Origin of the sequence: Streptomyces sp. SID14515, assembly GCF_010548505.1 — a bacterium.
Lineage (GTDB): Bacteria > Actinomycetota > Actinomycetes > Streptomycetales > Streptomycetaceae > Streptomyces > Streptomyces caviscabies.
Window position 1 is genome coordinate 1 of the sequence record NZ_JAAGMH010000055.1, and the last position, 23,372, is coordinate 23,372.

General features: G+C 69.6%; 15 protein-coding genes and 1 pseudogene. 11 read left to right on the top strand and 5 right to left on the bottom strand.

Annotation, left to right across the window (positions count from 1 at the left end):
* Positions 1–6,431, bottom strand: a 6,431-nt coding sequence (locus G3I54_RS39395; RefSeq protein WP_164613435.1) for a type I polyketide synthase, incomplete at its 3' end; no start/stop codon positions are given.
* Positions 6,432–6,671: 240 nt separating this feature from the next.
* Between G3I54_RS39395 and G3I54_RS10655 the strand changes: the two genes are divergently transcribed.
* From G3I54_RS10655 to G3I54_RS10670, 4 genes and pseudogenes are all read left to right on the top strand, one after another.
* Complete coding sequence (locus G3I54_RS10655; protein ID WP_164613437.1) at positions 6,672–7,073, top strand: VOC family protein; 402 nt, start codon at positions 6,672–6,674, stop codon at positions 7,071–7,073.
* The gene (locus G3I54_RS10660) at positions 7,074–7,862 is read left to right on the top strand and encodes an alpha/beta fold hydrolase (protein ID WP_164613439.1); all 789 of its coding nucleotides are present in this window, start codon (positions 7,074–7,076) and stop codon (positions 7,860–7,862) included.
* The gene (locus G3I54_RS10665; protein ID WP_164613442.1) at positions 7,855–8,292 is read left to right on the top strand and encodes an SRPBCC family protein; all 438 of its coding nucleotides are present in this window, start codon (positions 7,855–7,857) and stop codon (positions 8,290–8,292) included. Before G3I54_RS10660 ends, G3I54_RS10665 begins: the two co-directional genes overlap by 8 nt.
* 215 nt (positions 8,293–8,507) lie before the next feature.
* A pseudogene (locus tag G3I54_RS10670) lies at positions 8,508–9,275 on the top strand (transposase family protein).
* A 345-nt stretch (positions 9,276–9,620) separates the two neighbouring features.
* Here the strand turns inward: G3I54_RS10670 and G3I54_RS10675 are convergent.
* On the bottom strand, positions 9,621–10,043 hold the full coding sequence (locus G3I54_RS10675; RefSeq protein ID WP_164613444.1) for a secondary thiamine-phosphate synthase enzyme YjbQ: 423 nt from the start codon (positions 10,041–10,043) through the stop codon (positions 9,621–9,623).
* A 500-nt stretch (positions 10,044–10,543) separates the two neighbouring features.
* On the opposite strand from G3I54_RS10675, the gene G3I54_RS10680 reads away from it, so the two are divergent.
* The 5 genes from G3I54_RS10680 to G3I54_RS10700 all read left to right on the top strand — a co-directional run bounded on the left by G3I54_RS10680 (position 10,544) and on the right by G3I54_RS10700 (position 15,843).
* On the top strand, positions 10,544–11,434 hold the full coding sequence (locus G3I54_RS10680) for an ABC transporter permease (protein ID WP_203685923.1): 891 nt from the start codon (positions 10,544–10,546) through the stop codon (positions 11,432–11,434).
* Complete coding sequence (locus G3I54_RS10685; RefSeq protein WP_164613446.1) at positions 11,407–12,351, top strand: ABC transporter ATP-binding protein; 945 nt, start codon at positions 11,407–11,409, stop codon at positions 12,349–12,351. The genes G3I54_RS10680 and G3I54_RS10685 overlap by 28 nt, the downstream gene beginning before the upstream one ends.
* Positions 12,348–13,376 (top strand): ABC transporter substrate-binding protein, encoded by a 1,029-nt coding sequence (locus tag G3I54_RS10690; RefSeq protein WP_164613448.1) that lies wholly within the window; start codon positions 12,348–12,350, stop codon positions 13,374–13,376. The genes G3I54_RS10685 and G3I54_RS10690 overlap by 4 nt, the downstream gene beginning before the upstream one ends.
* Positions 13,373–14,581, top strand: a complete 1,209-nt coding sequence (locus G3I54_RS10695) for an LLM class flavin-dependent oxidoreductase (protein ID WP_164613450.1) — start codon at positions 13,373–13,375, stop codon at positions 14,579–14,581. Before G3I54_RS10690 ends, G3I54_RS10695 begins: the two co-directional genes overlap by 4 nt.
* A 146-nt stretch (positions 14,582–14,727) precedes the next feature.
* Positions 14,728–15,843, top strand: coding sequence for an NAD(P)/FAD-dependent oxidoreductase (locus G3I54_RS10700; RefSeq protein ID WP_164613452.1), 1,116 nt, complete (start codon positions 14,728–14,730; stop codon positions 15,841–15,843).
* A 22-nt stretch (positions 15,844–15,865) separates the two neighbouring features.
* On the opposite strand, the gene mltG is transcribed toward G3I54_RS10700, so the two are convergent.
* The 3 genes from mltG to G3I54_RS10715 form a co-directional block, all read right to left on the bottom strand.
* On the bottom strand, positions 15,866–16,729 hold the full coding sequence (gene mltG / locus G3I54_RS10705; protein ID WP_164613454.1) for an endolytic transglycosylase MltG: 864 nt from the start codon (positions 16,727–16,729) through the stop codon (positions 15,866–15,868).
* Positions 16,730–17,130: 401 nt separating this feature from the next.
* Entirely contained in the window at positions 17,131–17,742 is a 612-nt protein-coding gene (locus G3I54_RS10710) for a hypothetical protein (RefSeq protein ID WP_164613456.1), read from the bottom strand.
* Positions 17,743–17,869: 127 nt separating this feature from the next.
* On the bottom strand, positions 17,870–19,687 hold the full coding sequence (locus tag G3I54_RS10715) for an ABC transporter ATP-binding protein (RefSeq protein WP_164613459.1): 1,818 nt from the start codon (positions 19,685–19,687) through the stop codon (positions 17,870–17,872).
* Between the two features lie 113 nt (positions 19,688–19,800).
* On the opposite strand from G3I54_RS10715, the gene G3I54_RS10720 reads away from it, so the two are divergent.
* Positions 19,801–20,316: a MarR family transcriptional regulator gene (locus G3I54_RS10720; protein WP_203685925.1), complete on the top strand. Its 516-nt coding sequence runs from the start codon at positions 19,801–19,803 to the stop codon at positions 20,314–20,316.
* 33 nt (positions 20,317–20,349) lie between these two features.
* The gene (locus G3I54_RS10725; protein ID WP_164613460.1) at positions 20,350–23,295 is read left to right on the top strand and encodes an FAD-binding and (Fe-S)-binding domain-containing protein; all 2,946 of its coding nucleotides are present in this window, start codon (positions 20,350–20,352) and stop codon (positions 23,293–23,295) included.
* Positions 23,296–23,372: the final 77 nt, after the last annotated feature.

The following is a 23,372-nucleotide window of genomic DNA, read 5'->3' on the forward strand; positions in this document are numbered from 1 at the left end:
CCCCACCCCGTACCATCAGCCGCATCAGCAAACGCCTTACACCGACCATCCACCGCCAGACCGCCCTGCCGCGCGAATTCCTCAAATGCCTCTGGAGTGATCATCGCGGCCACGCCGCCGGCCAGGGCGAGGGTGCACTCACCATTGCGCAGCGACTGCGCGGCCAGATGCAGCGCCACCAACGACGACGAACACGCCGTATCCACCGTCATCGCCGGACCCTCAAGACCCAGTGTGTAAGCGATTCGGCCGGAGGCCACGCTGCTCGCGTTGCCGGTCAGCACATGCCCCGCGACATCACTCCGGACCTGCGAAGAATCAGCAACCTGGGCCAACGAGTGATAATCACTGCCCGCAAGCCCAGCAAACACACCCGTCCCACTGCCCGACAACGACGCCGGATCAATCCCCGCCCGCTCGAACGCCTCCCACGCAACCTCCAGCAACAACCGCTGCTGCGGATCCATCGCCAACGCCTCACGCGGCGACACACCAAAAAACCCCGCGTCAAAACCAGCGACATCACTCAAAAAACCGCCCACACGAGCACAAGACCCCGGAAGCCCCCCGACATCCCAACCACGATCATCAGGAAACTCCGACAAACCCTCCCGCCCCGCAACAACCACATCCCACAAATCCTCCGGAGAACCCACACCCCCCGGAAAACGACATGCCATACCCACAACCGCAATCGGATCGGAAGCCAATACGGTCCCGGCAGCCGACAGGCGCGGCACATCGGCGGCGGGTTCGGGTGCTGCCGCGGTCAGGTGTTCGCCCAGCGCGGCAGGTGTGGGGTAGTCGAAGATCAGGGTTGAGGGAAGTGACCGGCCAAGGGTTTTCCGGAGGCGATTTCGCAATTCCACCGCCGCGAGTGAGTCGAATCCCAGCTCTTTGAATGTCTTCCGGAAGTTGAGCGCACTCGTGTCTGCGTGGCCGAGTACTGCGGCCACTTCGCGCTTGACGACGTCGGCAATCGGTGCCGGCGGCTCGATGGCGGTGTCTTTCATCGCAGCAGGTTCGGCAGTACGCAGCGCCTGGACTGCTGCCGGGATACCGGACAGCAACGGGCTGTGCCTACTGGTGGTGAACAGCGGGGCGAATCGCTCCCACTCCACGTCCGCCACCGTCAGCGTGGCCTCGTCCCGCTGTACCGCTTTGTCGAGCTCGGTGAGAGCCACATCCGGCGGCATAGCCCGCAGTCCGGCTCGCGCCAAGGCTTCCCCTGTCGCCCCCTCACCCATGCCCCCACCGGCCCAAACCCCCCAGGCCACCGAGGTGGCCGGCAGCCCGCGCTGACGTCGCTGCCGGGCCAGCGCGTCGAGATAGGCGTTGCCTGCGGCGTAGGCGCCGTTGGTGGCACTGCCCCAGGTGGCCGCGATCGAGGAAAACATGATGAACGCGTCAAGCGGGTGGTCCGCCAGCAGCGAATCCAGATGAGTGACGCCGTCCACTTTTGCCGCCAGCACCCCCTCCACCTCGGCCACGGTGGTGGTGGCCAGTTCGGCGAAGTCACTGACACCGGCAGCATGCACCACCGCTGTCAGCGGATATCGCTCAGGAATTTCCGCCAACAACCGGGCTACTGCGGTCCGGTCGCTGACGTCGCACGGGGCAACCGTGACCTGGCACCCGTATGCCCTCAAGTCGGTCACCAGGTCGCTGACGCCGGGCGTGTCCGCCCCGCGCCGCCCGGCCAGGAGCAGATGCTCCGCTCCGCGGGCCGCGAGCCGGCGGGCAACGTGGCCCCCGAGCGCCCCGGTGCCGCCCGTGATCAGAACGGTTCCGGTGCGGCCCCACTCATGAGTCGTCGGCCGGGACGTCCGTCGTTCAGCCGGCACCAGGCGCCGGGCCCATAGACCCGGCACCCGCACCGCTAGCTGGTCTTCGCCGCGGGGGTTGGCGAGCAGGCTCACCAGCCTGTCCACCGTGCCACCGTCCACGGTCTGCGGCAGGTCCACCAGACCGCCCCAGGAACGCGGCTGTTCCAGTGCGATCACCCGGCCAAGGCCCCAGATCTGTGCCTGCCCGGGCTCTTCCAGCCGGTCGGACGCGCCGACGCTCACGGCACCTTGGGTGACGCACCACAGCGGCGCCCTCACTTCGGCGTCCAGCAGTGCCTGCAGCAGGAGCACGGTCCTGCCCACCTCATCGCCAAGCAGGGAGAGAATTCCCGCGACGGCCGACTCGTCGAGGATCGAGCGGATCAAGTCGCCCAGTTCCGAACGATCGGTGCCGCACGGCACCTCCACCAGTCGAACGTGCGCGCCTCTGCGGCGCATGCCTTCGACGCAGGTCCGGACTGTCTCCTGTTCGACATCGGACTGCGGTACGGCCACCAGCCAGACACCGGATATTCCGGTATCAGCGGCATCGGGCACAGGACTCCACGTCTCCTGGTATCGCCACTGATCGGCCACCGGAACGGCGCGCTCGGCGCCGCTCTGCAGCCAGTAGTGCGCGCGTTGGAAGGGGTACGTGGGCAGGCCCACCAGCCGATTGGCCCCCTGGAAAGACGGGATCCAGGAAATTGCCGCGCCGCGGACGTAGGCCCGTGCCATGGCATCGACGAACGTCGCCACCTCGTCGTGACCGCGACGGGCCGTGGCCAAGAACGCGGGGGGAGCGTCGACTTCACCGGTCAGACAGTCCTCGCCGAGCGCGGTAAGCACACTGTCAGGACCCATTTCCACGAAGGTGCGGACGCCCACGTCGTAGAGATCACGCACACCGTCGGCGAAGCGCACGGTGTCGTGGACGTGCCGGACCCAGTATTCGGATGTGTGCAGATCGGCAACGGTCCCGCACTGGGGCGGGTGCAGGGTGAGCTCCTCGACAACCGTGCGGAACTCGTCCAGCATCGGCTCCATCAGGGGGGAGTGGAAGGCGTGGCTCACCTGAAGGCGCGTAACCTTGCGTCCGCGGTCACGCCACAGGGCTGCGATCCGTTCGACCTCCTCCACCGCACCGGAAACCACTGTCGAGGTGGGCCCGTTGACGGCGGCGATGGCCGTATCCGGGCCGAGAGAGTCGGCCACCTCCGCCTCGGATGCTGCGATGGCCGCCATCGCTCCACCGGATGGCAGCTGCCGCATCAACGCACCTCGAGTGGCAACGAGCCGGCAGGCGTCGCCCAGCGAGAAGATCCCTGCGACATGCGCGGCTGCTATCTCGCCGACCGAGTGTCCGGCAACGAAATCGGGAACCAGGCCCCAGCTCTCCGCCAGCCGGAACAGCGCCACCTCCAAAGCGAAGAGACCCGCCTGAGCGAAATCGGTCCGGTGTACCAGGTCCTCTTCGTTGAACAGCACGTCCTTCAGAGGGTGCGGCAGAAGGGGGTCCAGCTCCTCGCATACCTCGTCCAGGGCCGCCGCGAAGGCGGGCAGCGCGTGGTAGAGCTCGCGGCCCATGCCCGGCCGCTGTGAGCCTTGGCCGGAGAAGACCACGGCAAGCCGGCCGTCGTCGGTAACCCCCTGGATGACATCGGACCGGCCTTCGGCCACGTCTTTCAGGCCCTTGAGCAGCTCCGCCCGGTCGTGGCCGGTTACGACAGCGCGGTGCTCCAGCGCCGCACGTGCCGTCGCCAGCGTGTAGCCGACCTCCGCGACCGGCTCAGCGTATTCGGACAGATATGCGCTCAGCTGTGCGGCCTGCGCCCGCAAAGCGTCGGCGGTCTGTCCGGACAGCGCCCACGGCAGCGGTCCGGACGCGGTTGCCGACACCTTCTCGGGCACCGACGGTGAGGCCTGCTCGAGGATCAAGTGTGCGTTGGTGCCGCTGATACCGAAGGAGGACACCCCTGCGCGCCTGGGCTCCCCGGTCTCCGGCCAGGGCCGGCTCTCTGTCAGTACCTGGACGTCCCCCGACGTCCAGTCCACGTACGACGACAACTCATCGACATGAAGCGTCCGCGGCAATGTGCCTGAGTGCATCGCCTGAACCATCTTGATGACGCCGAGCACCCCGGCGGCGGCCTGAGTATGACCGATATGAGACTTCAGTGAGCCGAGCCAAAGGGGCCGCTCCCTGTGCTGCCCGTAAGTCGCCAGCAATGCCTGCGCCTCGATCGGGTCTCCCAGGGTGGTTCCCGTCCCATGGGCCTCGACAGCGTCCACCTCATCGGCGGCGAGACGGGCGTTGGCCAGCGCCTGCCGGATCACCCGTTGCTGCGCCGGTCCGTTCGGCGCGGCCAACCCGTTGGACGCGCCGTCGGAGTTGATCGCGCTGCCTCGAATCACAGCGAGGACCGGGTGACCGTTTCGCTCGGCATCGGAGAGACGCTCCACCAGGAGGAGACCCGCTCCCTCGCCCCAGGAGGTGCCGTCCGCGTCCGCACTGAACGGCTTGCACCTGCCGTCAGGCGCAAGACCGCCCTGCCGGCTGAACTCGACGAACAGCCCCGGATTGGCCATCACCGTCGCCCCTCCGGCCACGGCCAGTGAGCAATCTCCCTGACGCAGTGCGTGGCAGGCCTGGTGCAGTGCGACGAGGGATGACGAGCACGCCGTGTCCACGGTGACGGCTGGGCCCCCCAGCCCGAAAGCGTAGGCCAATCGCCCTGAAGAGATGCTGCCAAGAGTGCCGGTGAGCAGGTAACCCTGAGCCTTCTCCGGAGCGGCGTACAGGCGGGGCCCATAGTCCTGGGTCATGGCACCCAGGAACACGCCAGTCCCCTGGGCGTCGTCCAGCGCCTTCGGATTCATGCCCGCACGCTCGAACAATTCCCAGCATGCTTCCAGGAGCACCCGCTGCTGCGGATCCATGGCCTCCGCTTCTCGGGGGCCGATTCCGAAGAGTCCGTTGTCGAAGTACCCTGCGTCATGCAGGAATCCGCCCCGCCGGACGTACGTAGTGCCAGGTTTTCCGGGCTCCGGGTCATACAGCGACCGGACGTCCCATCCCCGGTCGGTCGGGAAATCGGATATGGCGTCGCGGCCTTCGATCACCAAACGCCAGAGCTGTTCCGGGGTTTGCACGCCCCCGGCGGTCCGACAGCTCATGCCGATGATGGCGATGGGCTCCTCGTCCGCAAGACGACCCGTCAGCACCTCATTCACGGCACTGTCGCCACGCAGCTCCGCGAGCAGCCGTTCCGTGACTGCTGCGGGGGTGGGATGGTCGAAGACCAGCGTCACCGGCAAACTCAGCCCGGATGCCGCCGTGAGTCGCTGGTGGAACTCGACCGCCCTCACCGAGTCGAAGCCAAGCTCACGGAAGGTGGATCCGGCCTGTACCGACTCCGACTGGCCGAGGGCCGCGGTCACCTCACAGACCAGGTCCAGTACGATCTGCCGCTGTTCGAGTTCGGGACGACCGGCGGTGCGCTCAGCCAGAACGGCCGGTCCGGGCCCGGGCCCTGCGACGCGCCGGTGCACGTCGGCGACCGATTCCAGGAAGCGGCTCATGCCACCCTCGCCGCGTCGCAACGTGCCGCCCAGGGCGGCCCCTCTCCCTCCCATCGCGTCAAGGGTCTCCCGGACCGGCATCACCAGGACCGGGTGCGGGCTGACCTCCACGAACACCGGGTCGGCCGCCTTGGCGGCCGCCGCTCGTACGGCGGCCTCGAACTGGACCGTGCTCCGCCCGTTCCTGCACCAGTAGTCCGCATCCAGCAGTGTGTCGGGAGGCAAGAGGCCACCGACCGTCGAGGCATAGAACGGGATGCGAGCAGGGCGAGGGCTGATTCCCTGCAACTCATGCAGCAAAGTTGCTCGAATTGCATCGAACTGCGGTGAGTGTGCCGCCAGACCGACCGGAATCCTCTGCGCCCGTATGCCCTCCGCGGTGAGCCGCCGCAGCAGTGCGTCGACGGAGCTCGGGGATCCGGAAACGACGGTAGAGGTTGGGCCGTTGATCGCCGCGATCACGGTCTCCTCGGAGAGGTACTCCTGCACTCGCTCCGGGGGCAGAAGAACCGATGCCATGTCGCCCCGACCGATCAGGACCCGCTGGGCACGACTCCACAACGCAGCCACCTGTGCCCCGTCGGCCAAAGACAGCGCACCCGACACACAAGCAGCGGTGACCTCACCCATGCTGTGCCCGACGACGAAGTCCGGGACGACGCCGTACCACTCCCATGCTTCGGACAAGGCGTACATGACGGCGAACAGAGCCGGCTGGACCACATCCACATCATCGAGCGTCGGCGCGCCGGGCGAGCCACGGAGAACGTCGACCAGAGACCAGTCAACGTGTGGAGACAGCGCCTCGTCGCACTCGGACAGCGCATTCCGGAAAACGGACAGCGAGTCGAACAGCTCCGTGGCCATTCCAGCCCACTGCGAGCCCTGACCGGGGAAGACGAAACCGACCCTGGTGTCTTGTCGGCCCGTCACCAAGGGTGCGCCAGCACTCCCCTCGGCAAGACTCTCCAAGTGCTCACGCAACTGGCGGTCCCGCTCGGTCATCGTGTTGATGTCATCCACCGATTGCCCCATTGTTTCGGGATGCGCAGCTCCCCGTATTACGGACTGCACCGGAACGCTAATCCGCAGACCCCCCTACACCCAACCCCTAAACGCCCCTTACCTGGAAGATAAAGGGACACATAGGGGATGAAAAGTAGGGACTCTAGGGGTTGGCCGGAGGGAACTGCCCGCCTACCGTCGGGGGTATGGCGCTGATATTCGGTTCAGCGCGACAAAAAGAAGGGCCATACTGCCGCAATGGGGAACGAAGTCGCTTTCTTCGAGATCGGATCCGATGACCCGGAGGCCCTTGAGCGCTTCTACGGCGATGTCTTCGGCTGGACATTCACTGCAGGGCACGGCAATCCGTACAGCATCATCCAAACCAAGGGGGAAAACGGCCTCGCCCTGGGTGGACTGTGGGACAGCAAGGTAGAAGAGAACAACCCACTGCCTGCCAACTACGCGGTTTGCGTCATCCGGGTCGAGGACGTCGCAAAAACTTGCGAAAACGTGAGTGCGGCGGGCGGCACCGTGATCGTTCCGCCCATGCCCAGCGACGATGGTGCTGCCATCTTCGCGCACCTGCGAGACCCCTCCGGCAACCATATCGCCGTCTTCCACTCGGAGTTCACCTATGAAAAGGGCGAGCTGTTCTAAATGGGAAACGTCCTGGAGAGTCGCTGGATTCAGCGGCTCCAGCCCATATCCACCGCAGATGTCCGGCTGATCGCCTTTCCTCACGCCGGCGGGGCGGCCAGCTACTTCTTTCCGCTCGCGCACGCCTTGCGGCAGGCTGAGCACCCCTCGGCCCTGGACATCATGGCCGTCCAGTATCCAGGCAGGCAGGACCGGCGACGCGAACCGTGCATCGACGATCTTCAGGCTCTGGCTGACGCGGCGTGCCGGGAGCTCCTTCCGTTTGCCGACCGACCGCTGCTTCTCTTCGGTCACAGCATGGGCGCGCTGCTGGCCTACGAAGTGACTCGCCGCCTGGAACAGGAACACGGCATCGTCCCGCTCACGCTGTTCGCGTCCGGTCGTCGCGCGCCGTCCATTTCCCGCCCGGAGAGCGTCCATCGACTCCCCGACAGCGACGTCGTCAAAGAAATCGGCTTGCTTGACGGCACCGACTCCGCACTGCTTTCCGATCCGGAACTGCTACAGATGGTCCTGCCGGCGATCCGGGGCGACTACAAAGCGGTGGAGACTTACGCGTTCCGTCCCGGACCGCGGCTTCAGTGCCCCATACACGCCATCCTGGGAGACGCCGACCCCAGGGTCTCGGTCGAGGACGCAGAAGCCTGGGCAGAGCAGACCTCGGGCAGCTTCGAGTTGAGCGTGGTCAAGGGCGGCCATTTCTACCTCAAGGACCAGCAGGATTTCCTGGTTGCCAAGATCATGGACCGCCTGACAAAAATATCCGAAGGAAGGACCCGTCATGGCTAAAGGGGTCAGCACGATCGAACTGGCCGCGTCCACCGAGGACGTATGGACGCTGCTGTCCGATCGCACCCGGTACGACGAGTGGCTCAGCGTGCATTATGCCTGGCCCGACGGGAGCCCTGCGGACCTGAAGGTCGGCGATGTCTTCGCTCAGCAGCTCAAGCTCATGGGACCGCCCTCCACCGTCCGCTGGACCGTCGAAACCCACAAGTCCGGCACTCTTCTGGAGCTCACGGGTCAAGGCCCCACAGAAGTAGGTGCCCGCTTCTCCTATGCTGTGGTGCCTACCGAGTCCGGCAGCTCCGTCGAACTCGTCCTGGAGCTCTTCGGCGGCCCGATCGACGGCACCCTGGGGAAGATGATCGAACCGGGCCTGTGCACCGAAATGGAGAAGAGCCTCAAGAACCTGGCCGAACTGAAGAGCCGGCACTGATCGTTCCGCCCTTCCTGTCTGTGCTCTGACGGAGACCGCGTGCCTGCGAAGCGCGGCGGATTCGCCTGCCTCGAGCGACTCGTTGTGCGCATTCATCGGGCCGAGCCGACGGTTCGGTGCCCATGCGTGCAATGAGGCACGCAACGGGAACCATCGGAGTCAGACCTATGTGAGTCCGCCTCCGGAGGGACAGCGCATGTTCAGCATCAGACGCGATGGCTCCCCCGGGCCGCGGGCACAGCAGATCCTCGCCGCTCACCGCACTCGACCTCCCGCACGCACTGGTCGAGTGGGTCATCATGCTCATGGTCACGAGCCAGGGTGACCGGCGTTGCAAGCTGCTGCCGCATCGGCGTGCGCTGGTCGCCCAGGTGTACCTGCGCAAGCACGGCCCCTCGCCCAGATTGCCGCCGGTTTCGGGATCTCTGTCGGCACTGCCCATGCCTACACCTCCGCCGTGGTCGCTCTCCTCGCCGACCGGGCTCCGGGCCTGCTCAAAGTCCTGCGCGAAGGAAACCCGGACTGCGTACTGCTCGACGGGCATCCTCGCGGACTGCGACCGGGTCGGCGACGAACGGGCTGACTACTCTCACAAGCACCGTCGGCACAGCGTGAACGTGCAGGTCGTCACCGACCCGACGGGCTAAACGCTGTGGATCTCGCCCGCCCTGCCCGGCCGTGCCCACGACCTCACAGCGGCGCGCACCGAATCACCCGGATCCGCGAACGCCAGCGCGTCCCCGCCCTGGCCGACCGCGCCTACCAGGGAGCCGGACTACGGGTGACCACCGGACACGAACGGCCTCCAGGCGGTGAACTGCGCCCGACCCAGCGCACAGTCAACCGAGCCTGCCCCAGGCCCAGGCACCCGCCGAACGGGAGATGGCACGACTGAAGTCCTGGCGCGTCTTCCGTCAGTCCCGCATAAGCCCCAACCCACAACGCCAATCGCCTCAGCCTCCGCCCTGGAGAGGCGACGCTGAAAACGCTCAATCGCCGTCTCCCCTTGTTTCCCACAACAGCCTACGGCTGACGTCCGAGCGGGATCGGTGGATTCCCGCCCTCTTCTCGGATCACAGCGCTTGGCCGTCAGCCGCTACACATCGGACCTTGTTGCAACGGCCCGGCTTCATCGCACCCTCGTAGCCGCAGACATGCCGTCACCTCGTCTGCACTCACCCCTGCAGCCCCGCCGGATGCCGCGGCAGACGGGTGCCCTGCCAGTCGGCCGTCGGAGGCCGTCCAGCCCGAATTCGTGGGCGAGGTCGATGCGCTCCGGGCGTCGGGGTCGGCTGCCGTGCGCATGGAGTTGACACCGCGGCAACCGATCAGCCCAGGAAACTCAACCGCACCCGACGCTCCGGATTATCCCTGTTCGTGTCGACCAGGCAGACCGACTGCCAGGTGCCCAGCTCCAGTCGGCCGCCGATCACCGGCAGCGTGGCGTGGGGCGGGACCAGGGCGGGGAGTACGTGGTCGCGGCCGTGGCCGGGGCTGCCGTGGCGGTGCTGCCAGCGGTCGTCGGCGGGGAGCAGGTGGTGGAGGGCGGCCAGCAGGTCGTCGTCGCTGCCCGCGCCGGTCTCCAGTACGGCGATGCCGGCCGTGGCGTGGGGGACGAAGACGTTGAGGAGGCCGTCGCGGCCGGGCGCGGTGCGGGTGAGGAACTCCTCGCAGGCGCGTGTCAGGTCCGTGACGCTCTCGTCCGTACCCGTGGTGATGTTCAGGACCGTGGTGGTGAAGGAATCGGACATGCCTCCATCTTCGCCCCACGGGCGTGAGATGACGCGTCCACGCTCCGAGACGCCATTGACCGTGTCCCAACCGGATGACTACGTTCAGCGCCATGTTCCGATCAGCTCTGCTCACTTCGCGCGGTCACATCGACCTGCTGCGAGTGGCGTCCGCCGCGTGTTGTCGCGGCTGCTGACGTTCTTTCGGCGCCTCTTCCTCCAGCGACTTCCGGATCGTTTCCGGTCGTACGGCTGCGCCTGCGGTATTCCGTCGCTCGCCCTGCCCTAGTCGCGTCCGGCACCGTGCCGGGCGCCGACCGCTGAGCGCTCCGCCCTTACCCGCTCTCCGTCTTCCCGCCGGTCTCCGGTCGGGCATGGCGCGTGCGTACGGGGGCGCCTCGGCGCGCCAGCGATAGCCCGCCCGCCCCTCGCTTCGCCTCCCCTCCTGCCCTCCTCCCCCGTTCACCCTTCGCCCTTTCGCCCGTTCGCCCCGCATTCGTGCGGCCTTCCGTGGAGCCCCCATGACCGTCAGCCATGCGCCACCCCCAACCGCAGCGCCCGTTGCTCCGGAGAAGGCCTCCGCGCCGACGCGTACCCCGCCCGATCTGGAGGCGGTCGTTCCGGCGTCCGTCCGCCGGTCGTGGCTGCGGGCCGCTCCGCGGTGGGTGCGGCGGGCGGTGGGGCCGTTGCTGTTGCTCACGTTGTGGCAGGTGCTCAGCGCCACCGGGGTGCTGCATCCCGATGTGCTCGCCTCGCCCGGGACCATCGCCCGCGCCGGCGCCGATCTGGTGGCCGACGGGACGCTGCCCGCCGCGATGGGGGTCTCGCTCCAGCGGGTGGTCGTGGGGCTTCTGCTCGGCGGGGTCATCGGGACGGCGCTCGCACTCGCGTCGGGGCTGTCCCGGCTCGGGGAGGATCTGGTCGACGCGACCGTGCAGATGCTGCGCACCGTGCCGTGGGTGGGGCTGATCCCGCTGTTCATCATCTGGCTCGGGATCGGCGAGGCGCCGAAGGTGGCGCTCATCGCGCTCGGGGTGGCCTTCCATCTGTATCTCAACGTGTACGCGGGGATCCGCGGTGTCGACGCCCAACTCATCGAGGCCGGTGAGTCGTTGGGGCTCGGGCGGTGGGGCCTGGTGCGGCATGTGGTGCTTCCGGGGGCCCTGCCCGGGGCCATGACCGGTCTGCGCTACTCACTGGCGACGGCCTGGCTCGCGCTCGTCTTCGGTGAGTCGATCAACGCCGACGCCGGGATCGGATTCCTGATGAACCAGGCCCGCGAGTTCTTCCGGACCGATGTGATCGTCGTCTGTCTCGTCGTGTACGCCTTCCTCGGCCTCACCGCCGACGTCATCGTCCGGATCCTCGAAAGGCTGCTGCTGCAATGGCGACCGACCTTCACCGGCCAGTGAAAGACCTCTTCGAACCCGAGCTCGGGGCCGCGGCGTCGGCCGATGCCCCGGAGGCGGCCGTACGGGTCGAAGGGCTCACCCGCGCCTTCGACGGGCGTGCGGTCATCGACGACCTCGATCTCACCCTGAGAGCAGGCGAGTTCACCGCGCTACTCGGGCGCAGCGGCTGCGGCAAGTCGACCCTGCTGCGGGTGCTGGCCGGGCTGGACCGCGAGATTTCGGGCACCGTGCTGGTGCCCCGCCGGCGCGCGGTCGCGTTCCAGGCGCCGCGGCTGATGCCCTGGAAGCGGGTCTGGCGCAATGTGCTGCTCGGGCTGCCGGGCAAGCCCGAACGCGCCGTCGCCGAGCAGGCGTTGGCGGAGGTCGGGCTGGCGGAGCGGGCCGGGGCATGGCCCAAGACGCTGTCCGGCGGCGAGGCCCAGCGCGCCTCGCTGGCCAGGGCCCTGGTGCGCGAGCCCGATCTGCTGCTGCTCGACGAGCCCTTCGGCGCGCTGGACGCGCTGACCCGGATCAAGGCCCAGCAGCTGGTGGCCGAGCTCTGGCAGCGGCGCGGCTGCGCGGTGCTGCTGGTCACCCACGACGTGGACGAGGCCCTGCTGCTGGCCGACCGGGCGCTGGTGATGCGGGAGGGGCGGATCGCGTACGACACACCCGTCGCGCTGGACCGGCCGCGCGGGGTCGGCTCCCCCGGGTTCACCGAACTGCGCTCCCGGCTGCTGGCCGAACTGGGCGTCGAGGCCGAGGGCGGCGTGGAGGGCGGGGGCCGCGCCGACGGCGAGTCGGGCACCGCTGCCCAGGGTGAGCCTGGCGCCGCCGCCGACGAGCCCCCGTCCGAAGCCGCCGCACCGCCCGGCCCGGTCACCACGAAGAACCCCGCCGCATCGTCCGCACACCCCCGTCACGGAGACGCATCATGAAACGCCGCACCCTGCCCGCCCTGCTCCTGCCCCTCGCCCTGCTCCTCTCCGCGTGCGGCGGCGCCTCGTCCGCGAACTCGGGCGGCAGCACGGACGGGAAGGGCAGTCTGACGCTCAACGTCGGTGACCAGAAGGGCGGTTACGAGGCGATCCTGCGGGCCTCCGGTGAGCTCGACGACCTCGACTACCGCATCAAGTGGTCCACCTTCACCTCGGGACCGCCCATGCTGGAGGCCGTCAGCGCGGGGGCGGTGGACATCGGGGGCGTGGGCAACACGCCGCCCGTCTTCGCCGCCGGGGCGGACTCGAACATCGTCGTCGTCGGCGCCAACCACGGCTCGTCCGCCGGTGAGGCCATCGTCGTGCCGAAGGACTCGCCGCTGAAGAAGCCGGCCCAGCTCAAGGGCAAGTCCATCGCCGTGGCGCAGGGCAGTTCGGCCCACTTCCAGCTGGTCGCCTCGCTCAAGGAGGCCGGGCTCGGGATCAAGGACGTGAAGCTGAACTACCTCCAGCCCGCCGACGCGCTCGCCGCATTCAGCCGGGGCAAGGTCGACGCCTGGGCGATCTGGGACCCGTACACCTCGCAGGTCCTGCGCACGGCGGACGCCCGGGTGCTCACGACCGGCGAAGGGGTCGTCAACGGCCTCGGGTTCCAGGTCGCCTCACCCGTGTCGCTCAAGGACGGGAAGAAGTCGAAGGCCATCGGCGATCTGCTCGTCCGGCTGGAGCGGGCCCAGAAGTGGGTCTTCGAGCACCCGGAGGAGTGGGCGAAGGTCTGGGCGAAGGAGACCGGGCTCCCCTACGAAGTGGCGCTGGACGCCGTGAAGCTCACCTACGGCACCCGTGTCCCGGTCGCGATCGACGCCGCGGCCATCGCCTCCGAACAGGACATCGCCGACACCTTCGCCGAACTGAAGCTGATTCCCCGGAAGTTCGACTTCGAGGACTACGTCGACACCCGCTTCAACCGTGACCTCCCCGCATCCTCCACCGCACCGCGCTCGTACGGAAAGGCCTCGTCGTGAACGTCCATCTGCACTGGTTCCTGCCCACCGGAGGCGACGGCCGGACGCTCGTCGACCGGCACGCCTACACCGACGGCGGCATCAAGCGCGACCGGATCACCCCGGTGAGCGGGGTGCGCGCCCCGGACATCGAGTATCTGGCCCAGATCGCCAAGGCGGCCGAACAGCTCGGCTTCGAGGCGGTGTTGACGCCCACGGGCACCTGGTGCGAGGACGCCTGGCTGACCACGGTGGCGCTCGCCCAGCACACCGAGCGGCTGAAGTTCCTGGTGGCGTTCCGGCCGGGGGTCATCTCGCCCGTGCTGGCCGCGCAGATGGCCGCCACCTATCAGCGGATCACCCGGGGGCGGCTGCTGCTCAACGTGGTGACCGGGGGCGACTCCACGGAGCAGCGGCGGTTCGGGGATCACTTGGACCACGACCGCCGCTATGCGCGGACCGCGGAGTTCCTGTCCGTGGTGCGGGGCGCCTGGAGCGGGCAGCCGTACGACTTCGACGGTGAGCACTACCAGGTGGAGGGCGGGCTGACCGCGCTGCCGCCGGACCCGCTGCCGGAGATCTTCTTCGGCGGGTCGTCGGCGGCGGCCGGGCCGGTCGCCGCCGCCCACGCCGATGTCTATCTGACCTGGGGCGAGCCGCCGGCCGCCGTGAAGGAGAAGATCGACTGGATTCGGGGCCTGGCCGAGGAGCAGGGGCGCACGGTCCGGTTCGGCATCCGGCTGCACACCATTTCGCGGGACTCCTCGCGGGAGGCGTGGGCCACCGCCGACCGGCTGCTGGGCGACCTCGACCCGGACACGATCGCGGCGGCGCAGCAGGCCTTGGGGAAGAGCGAGTCGGTCGGGCAGCAGCGGATGCTGACGCTGCACGGCGGTTCGCGGGACAAGCTGGAGATCGCGCCGAACCTCTGGGCGGGGGTCGGTCTGGTGCGCGGCGGGGCCGGAACCGCGCTGGTGGGCAGCCATGCGGAGGTCGCGGACCGGATCGAGGAGTATCACGCGCTGGGCGTGGAGCACTTCGTGCTCTCCGGCTATCCGCATCTGGAGGAGGCGTACTGGTTCGGCGAGGGGGTCACGCCCGAGCTGGCCCGGCGCGGGCTGCTGTCGACCGTGCCCGCGTCGCCGCTGCTGGGCGGGCCCGGCGCCGAGAGCCGGACCACCCCGGCTCCGGGCGGTGCGCCCCTGCTGCTCGCCGGGGGGCGCTGAGACCGCCGCCGGGGCCGTCATCGGGGCCTGTCACCGGCGGTGCACCACGTCGGGGGCCCCGGGGTCCTTCCTCCGTACGGGAAGGTCCCACGTACGGGAAGATCCCGGAGCCCCGAACAGTTAGTAGAAGCGTGAACATTTCTGGGGTGCGTGAGCTGGACGTGGTCGTGATCGGCGCGGGCCAGGCGGGGCTGTCCGCCGCCCACCACCTGCGCCGCGTCGGACTGGAGCCGGACGACGACTTCGTCGTGCTGGACCACGCACCCCGGCCGGGCGGCGCATGGCAGTTCCGCTGGCCTTCGCTGACGTACGGCAAGGTCCACGGGATGCACGCGCTGCCGGGCATGGAGCTGACCGGCGCCGACCCCGACCGGCCCTCGTCGGAGGTGATCGGCGCGTATTTCGCCGCGTACGAGGAGCGCTTCGACCTGCGGGTCCACCGCCCGGTCGAGGTGAGCGCCGTACGCGAGGGAAGCGACGGGCGGCTGCTGGTGGAGACGTCCGAGGGGACGTACGCGACGCGGGCCCTGATCAACGCGACCGGCACCTGGGACCGGCCGTTCTGGCCGCGCTACCCGGGCCAGGAGACGTTCCGGGGGCGGCAGTTGCACACGGCGAACTACCCGGGGCCCGAGGAGTTCGCCGGGCAACGCGTCATCGTGGTCGGAGGTGGCGCCTCCGGTACGCAGCATCTGATGGAGATCGCCGAGTACGCGGCCGACACCTTCTGGGTGACCCGCACCGAACCGATCTTCCGCGAAGGGCCGTTCACCGAGGAGTGGGGGCGGGCGGCCGTGGCGATGGTGGAGGAGCGGGTACGCAACGGGCTGCCGCCGCGCAGTGTGGTCAGCGTGACCGGGCTCCCGATGACCGATGCGGTGCGGCGGGCCCGGGCGGAAGGGGTGCTGGACCGGCTGCCGATGTTCGACCGGATCACGCCGACCGGCGTGGCCTGGGACGACGGCCGCGCTGTCGAGGCCGATGTGATCCTGTGGGCGACCGGGTTCCGGCCCGCCGTGGACCATCTGGCGCCGCTGAAGCTGCGCGAGCCGGGCGGCGGCATCCGGGCCGAGGACACCCGGGCCGTCCGCGACGGGCGCGTCCATCTCGTCGGGTACGGACCGTCCGCCAGCACCATCGGCGCCAACCGCGCGGGCCGCGCGGCGGTCCGCTCGGTCATGCGGCTGCTGAAGGAGACCGGCGGCGGGCGGGCGGACCGGGAAGTCGGGGCGTCCGTCGCCGTGCCGGTCCCGGGGGCCTGAGTTCCTCCGTCGGCGGACCCGGTCAGCCCGTGGTCGCGGAGCCGCGGCTGCGGTTGAACTCCTCGACGTTCTTCTGCTGCTCGTCGTAGTCGTCGGTGAACCGGGTGTCGCCCGGGCCGACCGTGACGAAGTACAGCCAGGGTCCGGGTGTCGGGCTGACGGCCGCGCGCAGCGCCTCCTCCCCCGGGTTGCCGATGGGCGTCGGCGGCAGGCCCTTGATCCGGTAACTGTTGTACGGGCTGTCCAGCTGGGTGTCGGAGGTCGTCGTGTCCAAGGTGGAGCGCTTGAGGGCGTAGTTGATGGTGGAGTCCATCTGCAACGGCATGTCCTTGAGCAGCCGGTTGTAGACGACCCGGGCCACCTTGCCCATGTCGGAGGCGGTGTCCGCCTCGGCCTGGACGATGCTGGCGATGGTGATCGTGTCGTAGACCGAGACGTTGTTGCGCTGCGCGCCCGCTGTGACGTGGTCCGCGCCGAAGTGCTTGCGGGCGGTGTCGGCCATGTAGCGCAGCAGCCCGGCGGGCTCGGTCCCGGCGTCGACCGGATACGTGGCCGGGAAGAGGTATCCCTCGGGGTTTCCGGCGGCCTGGGCCGGCAGCTCCAGGTCCACCGTGGAGGCGGCCTTCGCGGTACTGCCGGGCTTCAGGTCGAGCGCCTTGTCGACGGCCTCGTACACCTGCGAGGCACGACGGCCCTCGGGGATCATCAGGGTGTTCCGCTGCGGGCTCTCCTTCTCCCGCCCGCCCCCGTCCGATCGGGTCAGGGCCAGCGGGATCAGGACGGCGGCCGACACGACGAGCAGTGCGCCGACGGCCAGGACGACCTTCCCCCGGCGGGTCGGGCGGAGTCTGCGGCGGGGTCGGGCGTCCGGGGACTCGTTCACCATGCGGGCACGTTAACCCGGGGTACGGGCCGTGGCCGGTAGCCCGGCCACGGCGTCGGTTCCGGCGGCACGAACGCGACACGAACGCCGTACCGCACGAACAAGGGATCGGGTGTTCGGGTGTTCGCTGGAACGCGTGATCGTCACTGGATTCGTTGCTCTTCACTCGTCCGGGGCGTGATGATTGCAGAGCGCAGTCAACGGGCTGCAGACCGCTACTGCGCAGTCCCACAGATGCACCACGTACAAGGAGAAAGACCAGATGAACTTCCTGACCAACCTGCTTGCCGGCGTCGTCCACTTCGTGGGTTGGCTCGTCTGACCATTGCTCCACCCGGCGCCGTCGCTCCCCGTCCCACGGGAGCGGCGGCGCCGCCGCGTTGGCGTGTACGGAGCCGGGCGGCTCAGCCGCTCGTCGCGGCCGGTCCGGTGAAGGGCGGCAGTGCGGTGAACCCGGGGTCGACCGTCACCGCCTCGGCGAGCACGTCGAGCGTCCGGCGGACCCGGGTGAGCGGGTGGTCCGGGAACTCCGCGTCCCACTGGGCGTGGTCCGCCGCGTGGAAGGGCAGCCCGCCCTGGACCTCGGGGGCGTAGGGGTGCGGCCGGAAGTACTGGTCGGGGCCGAGCTTGGCCATCACCACGGCTTCCCGCATGCCCGTCATACCGCGCTCCGCCGCCTGGATCTTCACCACGGTGCTGCACCCGGCGCGCGGCACGGTGTAGCTGCCGATGAACGCCTGGCCGCTGGGCTGTCCGGGCAGCGGCAGCTTGAGTATCTGCCGCAGGGCGGGCAGCTCGCCCAGTCGCTTCACCGATGCCTCGATGAGTCCGCCGCCCGCGCGTGCGGTGAAGTGGGTCAGGCCGTGACGCAGGGCCGGACCATCGTCCAGGGCGGCCGGCAGATCCGGCGGCAGATCGAAGAAGTGCAACGACAGCACATCGCCGTGGTCGTTCAGCCAGGTGTCGGTGTCGACGGTTCGGTAGCCGGGGAGTTCCACCCCGAGGAGAGCTCTCATGCGCGGCGATCATGCCGTACGCCCGCCGCTCCGATGACGTCAGGGGCCGGTCACATCAGGGGCCGGTCACATCAGGGGCCGGTCACATCGGGGGCCGTTGCCGTCAGGGCCGGGTCGCCCGGGACCGTCAGGACGCGGGCACCGGGACCTGGTGGGAGTCGCGGCGGATGAGAGCGGCGTAGCGGCCGTCGCGGGCGAGCAGTTCCTCGTGCGTGCCGCGTTCGGCGGCGCGGCCGTCCTCCAGGACGACGATCTGGTCCGCGTCGCGGACGGTGGAGAGGCGGTGCGCGATGGTGAGCGTGGTCCGTCCGGCGGACAGGGCGTCGATCGCCTCCTGCACGGCCTGTTCCGTACGGGTGTCGAGCGCGCTGGTCGCCTCGTCGAGGATCAGCACCGGCGGGTCGCGCAGGATCGTGCGGGCGATGGCCAGGCGCTGCTTCTCGCCGCCCGAGAAGCGGTAGCCGCGCTCGCCGACGAGGGTGTCGTATCCGTCGGGCAGGGAGGCGATGTGGTCGTGGATCTGTGCGGCGCGGGCCGCGGCCTCGATCTCCTCGTCGGTGGCGTCCGGCTTGGCGAAGCGCAGATTGTCGGCGACCGAGGCATGGAAGAGGTAGGTCTCCTGGGAGACGACGCCGACCGCTCGGGCGAGGGTGTCGAAGTCCAGGTCGCGGACGTCGACCCCGTCGAGCGTGACCCGGCCGCCGGTGACGTCGTACAGCCGGGGCACGAGGTAGCTCAGGGTGGACTTGCCGGAACCGGTGGATCCGACGACCGCGAGGCTGTTGCCCGCGGGGACGGTCACATCGATGCCGGTGAGCGTGGGGCCGCTCTTCTCGTCGTAGCTGAAGTCGACGTTCTCGAAGGCGATCTCGCCGCGGATCTTCGCCAGGCGTACCGGCTTCTCCGGCTCGGTGATGTCCACCGTGAGGTCGAGATATTCGAAGATGCGCTGGAAGAGGGCGAGGGAGGTCTGCATCTGCACACCGGTGGAGAGCAGGCTGACCGCCGGGCGGAACAGCCCCTGCTGGAGCGTGACGAAGGCGACCAGCGTGCCGAGGGAGACGGCGGTGGCACCGGACTGGAGGGTGAGTCCGGCCGCCCAGTAGATGACGGCGGGCATGGCGGCCATCACGATGCCGATCGTGGACATCCGCCAGCGGCCGGCCATGTTGGAGCGCACTTCGAGGTCGACCAGGCGCTCGGACTCCTCGGCGAAGCCCTGGGTGAGGGAGTCGGAGCGGCCCATCGTGCGGCCGAGGAGGATGCCGCTGACCGAGAGGGACTCGGTGACCGTGGCGGCCATCGCCGCCATCTGCTTCTGACGCTGAGTGGTGATCCTCTTGCGCTCCCTGCCGACGCGGCGGCTGATCGCGACGAAGACCGGCAGCAGGAGCAGCGAGACGACGGTGAGCCGCCAGTCGAGGGCGAGCATGGCGACGACGGTCGCGATGACGGCCGTGAGGTTGGAGACCAGCGAGGTCGCGGTGGAGGTGACCGTCGCCTGCATGCCGCCGATGTCGTTGGCGATGCGGGACTGGACCTCTCCCGTGCGGGTGCGGGTGAAGAAGGCGAGCGGCATCCGCTGGAGCTGGGTGTAGACGGCGGTGCGCAGGTCGTGCATGACGCGCTGGCCGACGGTGGTCGAGATCAGCGTCTGGAGCACGCCGAAGACGCTGGTCATCACGGCGGTGAGGATCATGCCGAGCGCCAGCAGGGTCAGCAGGCCGGTGCGGCCCTGCGGGATGGCGGTGTCGAGAATCTCGCGCAGCAGGAACGGGGAGGCGACCCCGACCAGGGAGGATGCGCCGACCAGCAGGCCGACGACGGCCAGGCGGCCGCGGTAGGGGCGGAAGAGGCGGAGGATGCGGCGCACCTCGGCGGGCGGCCGGTCGGCGTCGGTGCGGGCATCGGGCGGGGGCGTCCACGTGGGTTCGTCGGGTTTCATGGGCTCCTTCGTCGGGCGTGAGGCGGGGCCGGGCAGTCCCGGCCCCGCAGAGTGAGAGCCTAGCTCATTGTTACCTATACTCACAATGAACAAGGTCCTGATATTGTTCCCGTATGGACGCCCCAGATTCCCCCGGTCCGCTCGGCTCCCCCGGTCAGCCCGGCTCATCCGACGCCGGAGCCGGCTCCGGCTCATCCGACGCGGACGGCATACTCGCCGAGCAGCTGCTGCGGCTGACCCGTCGGCTGCACCGCATCCAGAGCCGCCAGCTGGAGCCGATCGACATCACTCCGGCCCAGTTCCGGCTGCTGCGGACGGTCGCGAGCTACGACGCGGCCCCCCGGATGGCGGATCTCGCCCGGCGTCTGGACGTCGTTCCACGCGCCGTGACGACGCTGGTCGACGCGCTGGAGGCGAGCGGCCGGGTGCGCCGCGCCCCGGATCCCGACAGCCGCCGGGTGGTCCGCATCGAGATCACGGACGAGGGACGCGCCACGCTGCGGTCCCTGCGCAGCGCGCGCCGGGCGGCCGCGGAGGAGATCCTGGCTCCATTGACCGCCGATCAGCGCGAGGTGCTCGGCGGGCTGCTGTCCGCTCTGGTCGACGGCATGCCGGAACGCCACTGCTGAGCACCGCGCCGAGCCGCCGAGAGGATGGCCGAGATGCCGCTGCTGGAGCCCGACCCGGATGCCCTGCGCCCCGGAACGGCCCGGGAACCCGCTCCCGACCGGGTCACCGACCGCAGCTCCGGGGGCACCCCGGAGCCGCTGCGCGGCGAGCTGACGGCCCTGCTCGGTGCGGACAAGGTGCTCTGGAAGATCTCCGACCTCGTGCGGTACGCCTCCGACGCCAGCCCCTACCGCTTCCTCCCCAAGGTCGTGCTGGTCCCCGAGGATCTCGACGACGTCTCCGCGATCCTGTCGTACGCCCACGGCAAGGGCCGTGACGTGGTCTTCCGGGCCGCGGGCACCAGCCTCAACGGCCAGGCGCAGGGCGAGGACATCCTCGTCGACGTACGCCGTCACTGGACCGGCGTCGAGGTGCTGGACGACGGGGCGCGGGCCCGGATCGGGCCGGGGACGACGGTCATGCGGGCCAACGCCACCCTCGCCCGGTACGACAGGCTGCTGGGCCCCGATCCGGCCAGCGCCATCGCCTGCACCGTCGGCGGGGTCGTCGCCAACAACGCCTCGGGCATGACGGCGGGCACCACCCGCAACTCCTACCGGACGCTCGCCTCGCTCACCTTCGTGCTGCCGAGCGGTACCGTCGTCGACACCGCCGACCCCGCCGCCGACGAGGAGCTGGCCCGCGCCGAGCCGGAGCTGTGCGCGGGGCTGATGGAGCTGAAGGCCGAGATCGAGGCGGACCAGAAGCTGACCGCCAGGATCCGCGCCAAGTACACGATCAAGAACACCAACGGCTATCGCCTGGACGCGTTCCTCGACGGGGCGACCCCGGTGGAGATCCTGCGAGGGCTGATGGTGGGCTCCGAGGGGACGTTCGGCTTCATCTCGGAGGTCGTCTTCGACACGCTGCCGCTGGACCGGCGGATCTCCAGCGCCCTGCTGTTCTTCCCCTCCCTCACCGCCGCCGCGGCCGCCGTGCCCGGGTTCAACGAGGCGGGGGCGATCGCGGTGGAGCTGATGGACGGCAACACCCTGCGCGCCTCCGTCAGCGTGCCGGGCGTTCCGGCGGACTGGGCGGCGCTGCCCCGGGAGACGACCGCGCTGCTGGTGGAGTTCCGGGCGGCCGACGAGGCCGGTCAGGAGGCGTTCGAGCGGGCGGCCGAGGCCGTGGTCGCCGGTCTCGACCTGGTCGTCCCGGCCGCGTCGGTGACCAACGCGTTCACCCGGGACGCCGGGACGATCGCCGGGTACTGGAAGGCCCGCAAGGCGTTCGTCACCGCAGTCGGCGGGTCACGGCCCTCGGGCACCACCCTCATCACGGAGGACTTCGCGGTGCCGCCCGCCCGGCTGGCCGACGCCTGCGAGGCGCTGCTGGAGCTCCAGGCGCGCCACGGCTTCGACGCCGCCGTGGCCGGTCACGCCGCCCACGGCAATCTGCACTTCCTGCTCGCGTTCGACGCGGCGAAGCCGGCCGACGTCGAGCGGTACGACGCGTTCATGCAGGAGTTCTGCGCGCTGGTCGTGGACCGCTTCGACGGGTCGCTCAAGGCGGAGCACGCCACCGGACGCAATATCGCGCCGTTCCTGGAGCGGGAGTGGGGGCCGCGCGCCACCGAGCTGATGTGGCGGACGAAGCAGGTCATCGACCCCGCCGGGGTGCTCGCTCCGCGCATCGTGCTGGACCGGGATCCGCGGGCCCATCTGCGGGGCCTGAAGACCATTCCGAAGGTGGAGGCGGTCGCCGACCCGTGCATCGAGTGCGGCTTCTGCGAACCGACCTGTCCCAGCGAGGATCTGACGACCACTCCGCGCCAGCGGATCGTGCTGCGCCGGGAGATGATGCGCCAGGCCGACGGCTCGCCGGTGGAGGCCGGTCTCCTGGACGCCTATGGATACGACGCCGTGGACACCTGTGCCGGGGACTCCACCTGCAAGCTCGCCTGCCCGGTCGGCATCGACACCGGGGCGATGATGAAGGGCTTCCGGCACCGCAGGCACACACCGCGCGAGGAGCGGATCGCCGCGCTCACCGCGAAGAACTTCCGGGTGGTGGAGGCCTCGGCGCGCCTCGCCGTGGGAGCGGCCGACACGGTCTCCGAGCGGGTGGGCGACGGTCCGCTCCAGGCCGTGACGCGGCTCGCGCGCAGGGCCGTGCGCCCCGACCTCGTACCGGAGTGGCTGCCGCAGATCCCCGGTGCGGCGGCCCGGCGGCTGCCGCCCACCACGAGGGTCGGGGCGAGCGCGGTCTACTATCCGGCGTGCGTCAACCGCATCTTCGCCGGGCCGGAGGGGACGCCGGGCCTTTCCCTGGCCGAGGCGGTCGTCGCCGTGTCCGGGCGGGCCGGAAAGCCGGTGTGGATCCCCGAGGACGTCGCGGGCACGTGCTGCGCGACGATCTGGCACTCCAAGGGGTACGACACGGGCAACAGGATCATGGCGAACCGCATCGTGGAAGCCGCCTGGGGCTGGACGGCGGGCGGGACGCTGCCGCTGGTCGTGGACGCGTCCTCCTGCACGCTCGGCATCGCCGAGGAGGTGGTGCCCTACCTCAGCGAGGACAACCGGGCACTGCACCGCGAACTGACCGTCGTGGACTCGCTGGTCTGGGCGGCCGACGAACTGCTGCCGCGGCTGACGGTGTTCCGCACCGTCGGGTCGGCCGTCGTGCATCCGACCTGCTCGATGGAACACCTGGGTGATGTCGGGCAGTTGCGGGCGCTGGCCGGGGCCTGCGCCGACGAGGTGGTGGTGCCGGACGACGCGGGGTGCTGCGCGTTCGCGGGCGACCGGGGCATGCTCCACAAGGAGTTGACCGACTCGGCGACGGCCGAGGAGGCGGCCGAGGTCGACCGCCGCCCCTACGACGCCTATCTGTCGGCGAACCGCATGTGCGAGATCGGCATGGAACGCGCCACCGGGCACCCCTACCGCTCGGCGCTGATCGAGCTGGAACACGCCACCCGGCCGACCGTCCGATGAGCCGGTGACGGCAGGCGCGAACACCCTCGCCGGCCTGCACAACTGAGCGTTTCGAAGCCCCAATTGGTTGCACCAGT

Excerpts from the sequence above, each read along its gene's own strand:
- G3I54_RS10655 (WP_164613437.1), top strand. The coding sequence starts at position 6,672 with ATGGGGAACGAAGTCGCTTTCTTCGAGATCGGATCCGATGACCCGGAG.
- G3I54_RS10660 (WP_164613439.1), top strand. The coding sequence starts at position 7,074 with ATGGGAAACGTCCTGGAGAGTCGCTGGATTCAGCGGCTCCAGCCCATA.
- G3I54_RS10665 (WP_164613442.1), top strand. The coding sequence starts at position 7,855 with ATGGCTAAAGGGGTCAGCACGATCGAACTGGCCGCGTCCACCGAGGAC.
- G3I54_RS10675 (WP_164613444.1), bottom strand. The coding sequence starts at position 10,043 with ATGTCCGATTCCTTCACCACCACGGTCCTGAACATCACCACGGGTACG.
- G3I54_RS10680 (WP_203685923.1), top strand. The coding sequence starts at position 10,544 with ATGACCGTCAGCCATGCGCCACCCCCAACCGCAGCGCCCGTTGCTCCG.
- G3I54_RS10685 (WP_164613446.1), top strand. The coding sequence starts at position 11,407 with ATGGCGACCGACCTTCACCGGCCAGTGAAAGACCTCTTCGAACCCGAG.
- G3I54_RS10690 (WP_164613448.1), top strand. The coding sequence starts at position 12,348 with ATGAAACGCCGCACCCTGCCCGCCCTGCTCCTGCCCCTCGCCCTGCTC.
- mltG (WP_164613454.1), bottom strand. The coding sequence starts at position 16,729 with ATGGTGAACGAGTCCCCGGACGCCCGACCCCGCCGCAGACTCCGCCCG.
- G3I54_RS10710 (WP_164613456.1), bottom strand. The coding sequence starts at position 17,742 with ATGAGAGCTCTCCTCGGGGTGGAACTCCCCGGCTACCGAACCGTCGAC.
- G3I54_RS10715 (WP_164613459.1), bottom strand. The coding sequence starts at position 19,687 with ATGAAACCCGACGAACCCACGTGGACGCCCCCGCCCGATGCCCGCACC.
- G3I54_RS10720 (WP_203685925.1), top strand. The coding sequence starts at position 19,801 with ATGGACGCCCCAGATTCCCCCGGTCCGCTCGGCTCCCCCGGTCAGCCC.
- G3I54_RS10725 (WP_164613460.1), top strand. The coding sequence starts at position 20,350 with ATGCCGCTGCTGGAGCCCGACCCGGATGCCCTGCGCCCCGGAACGGCC.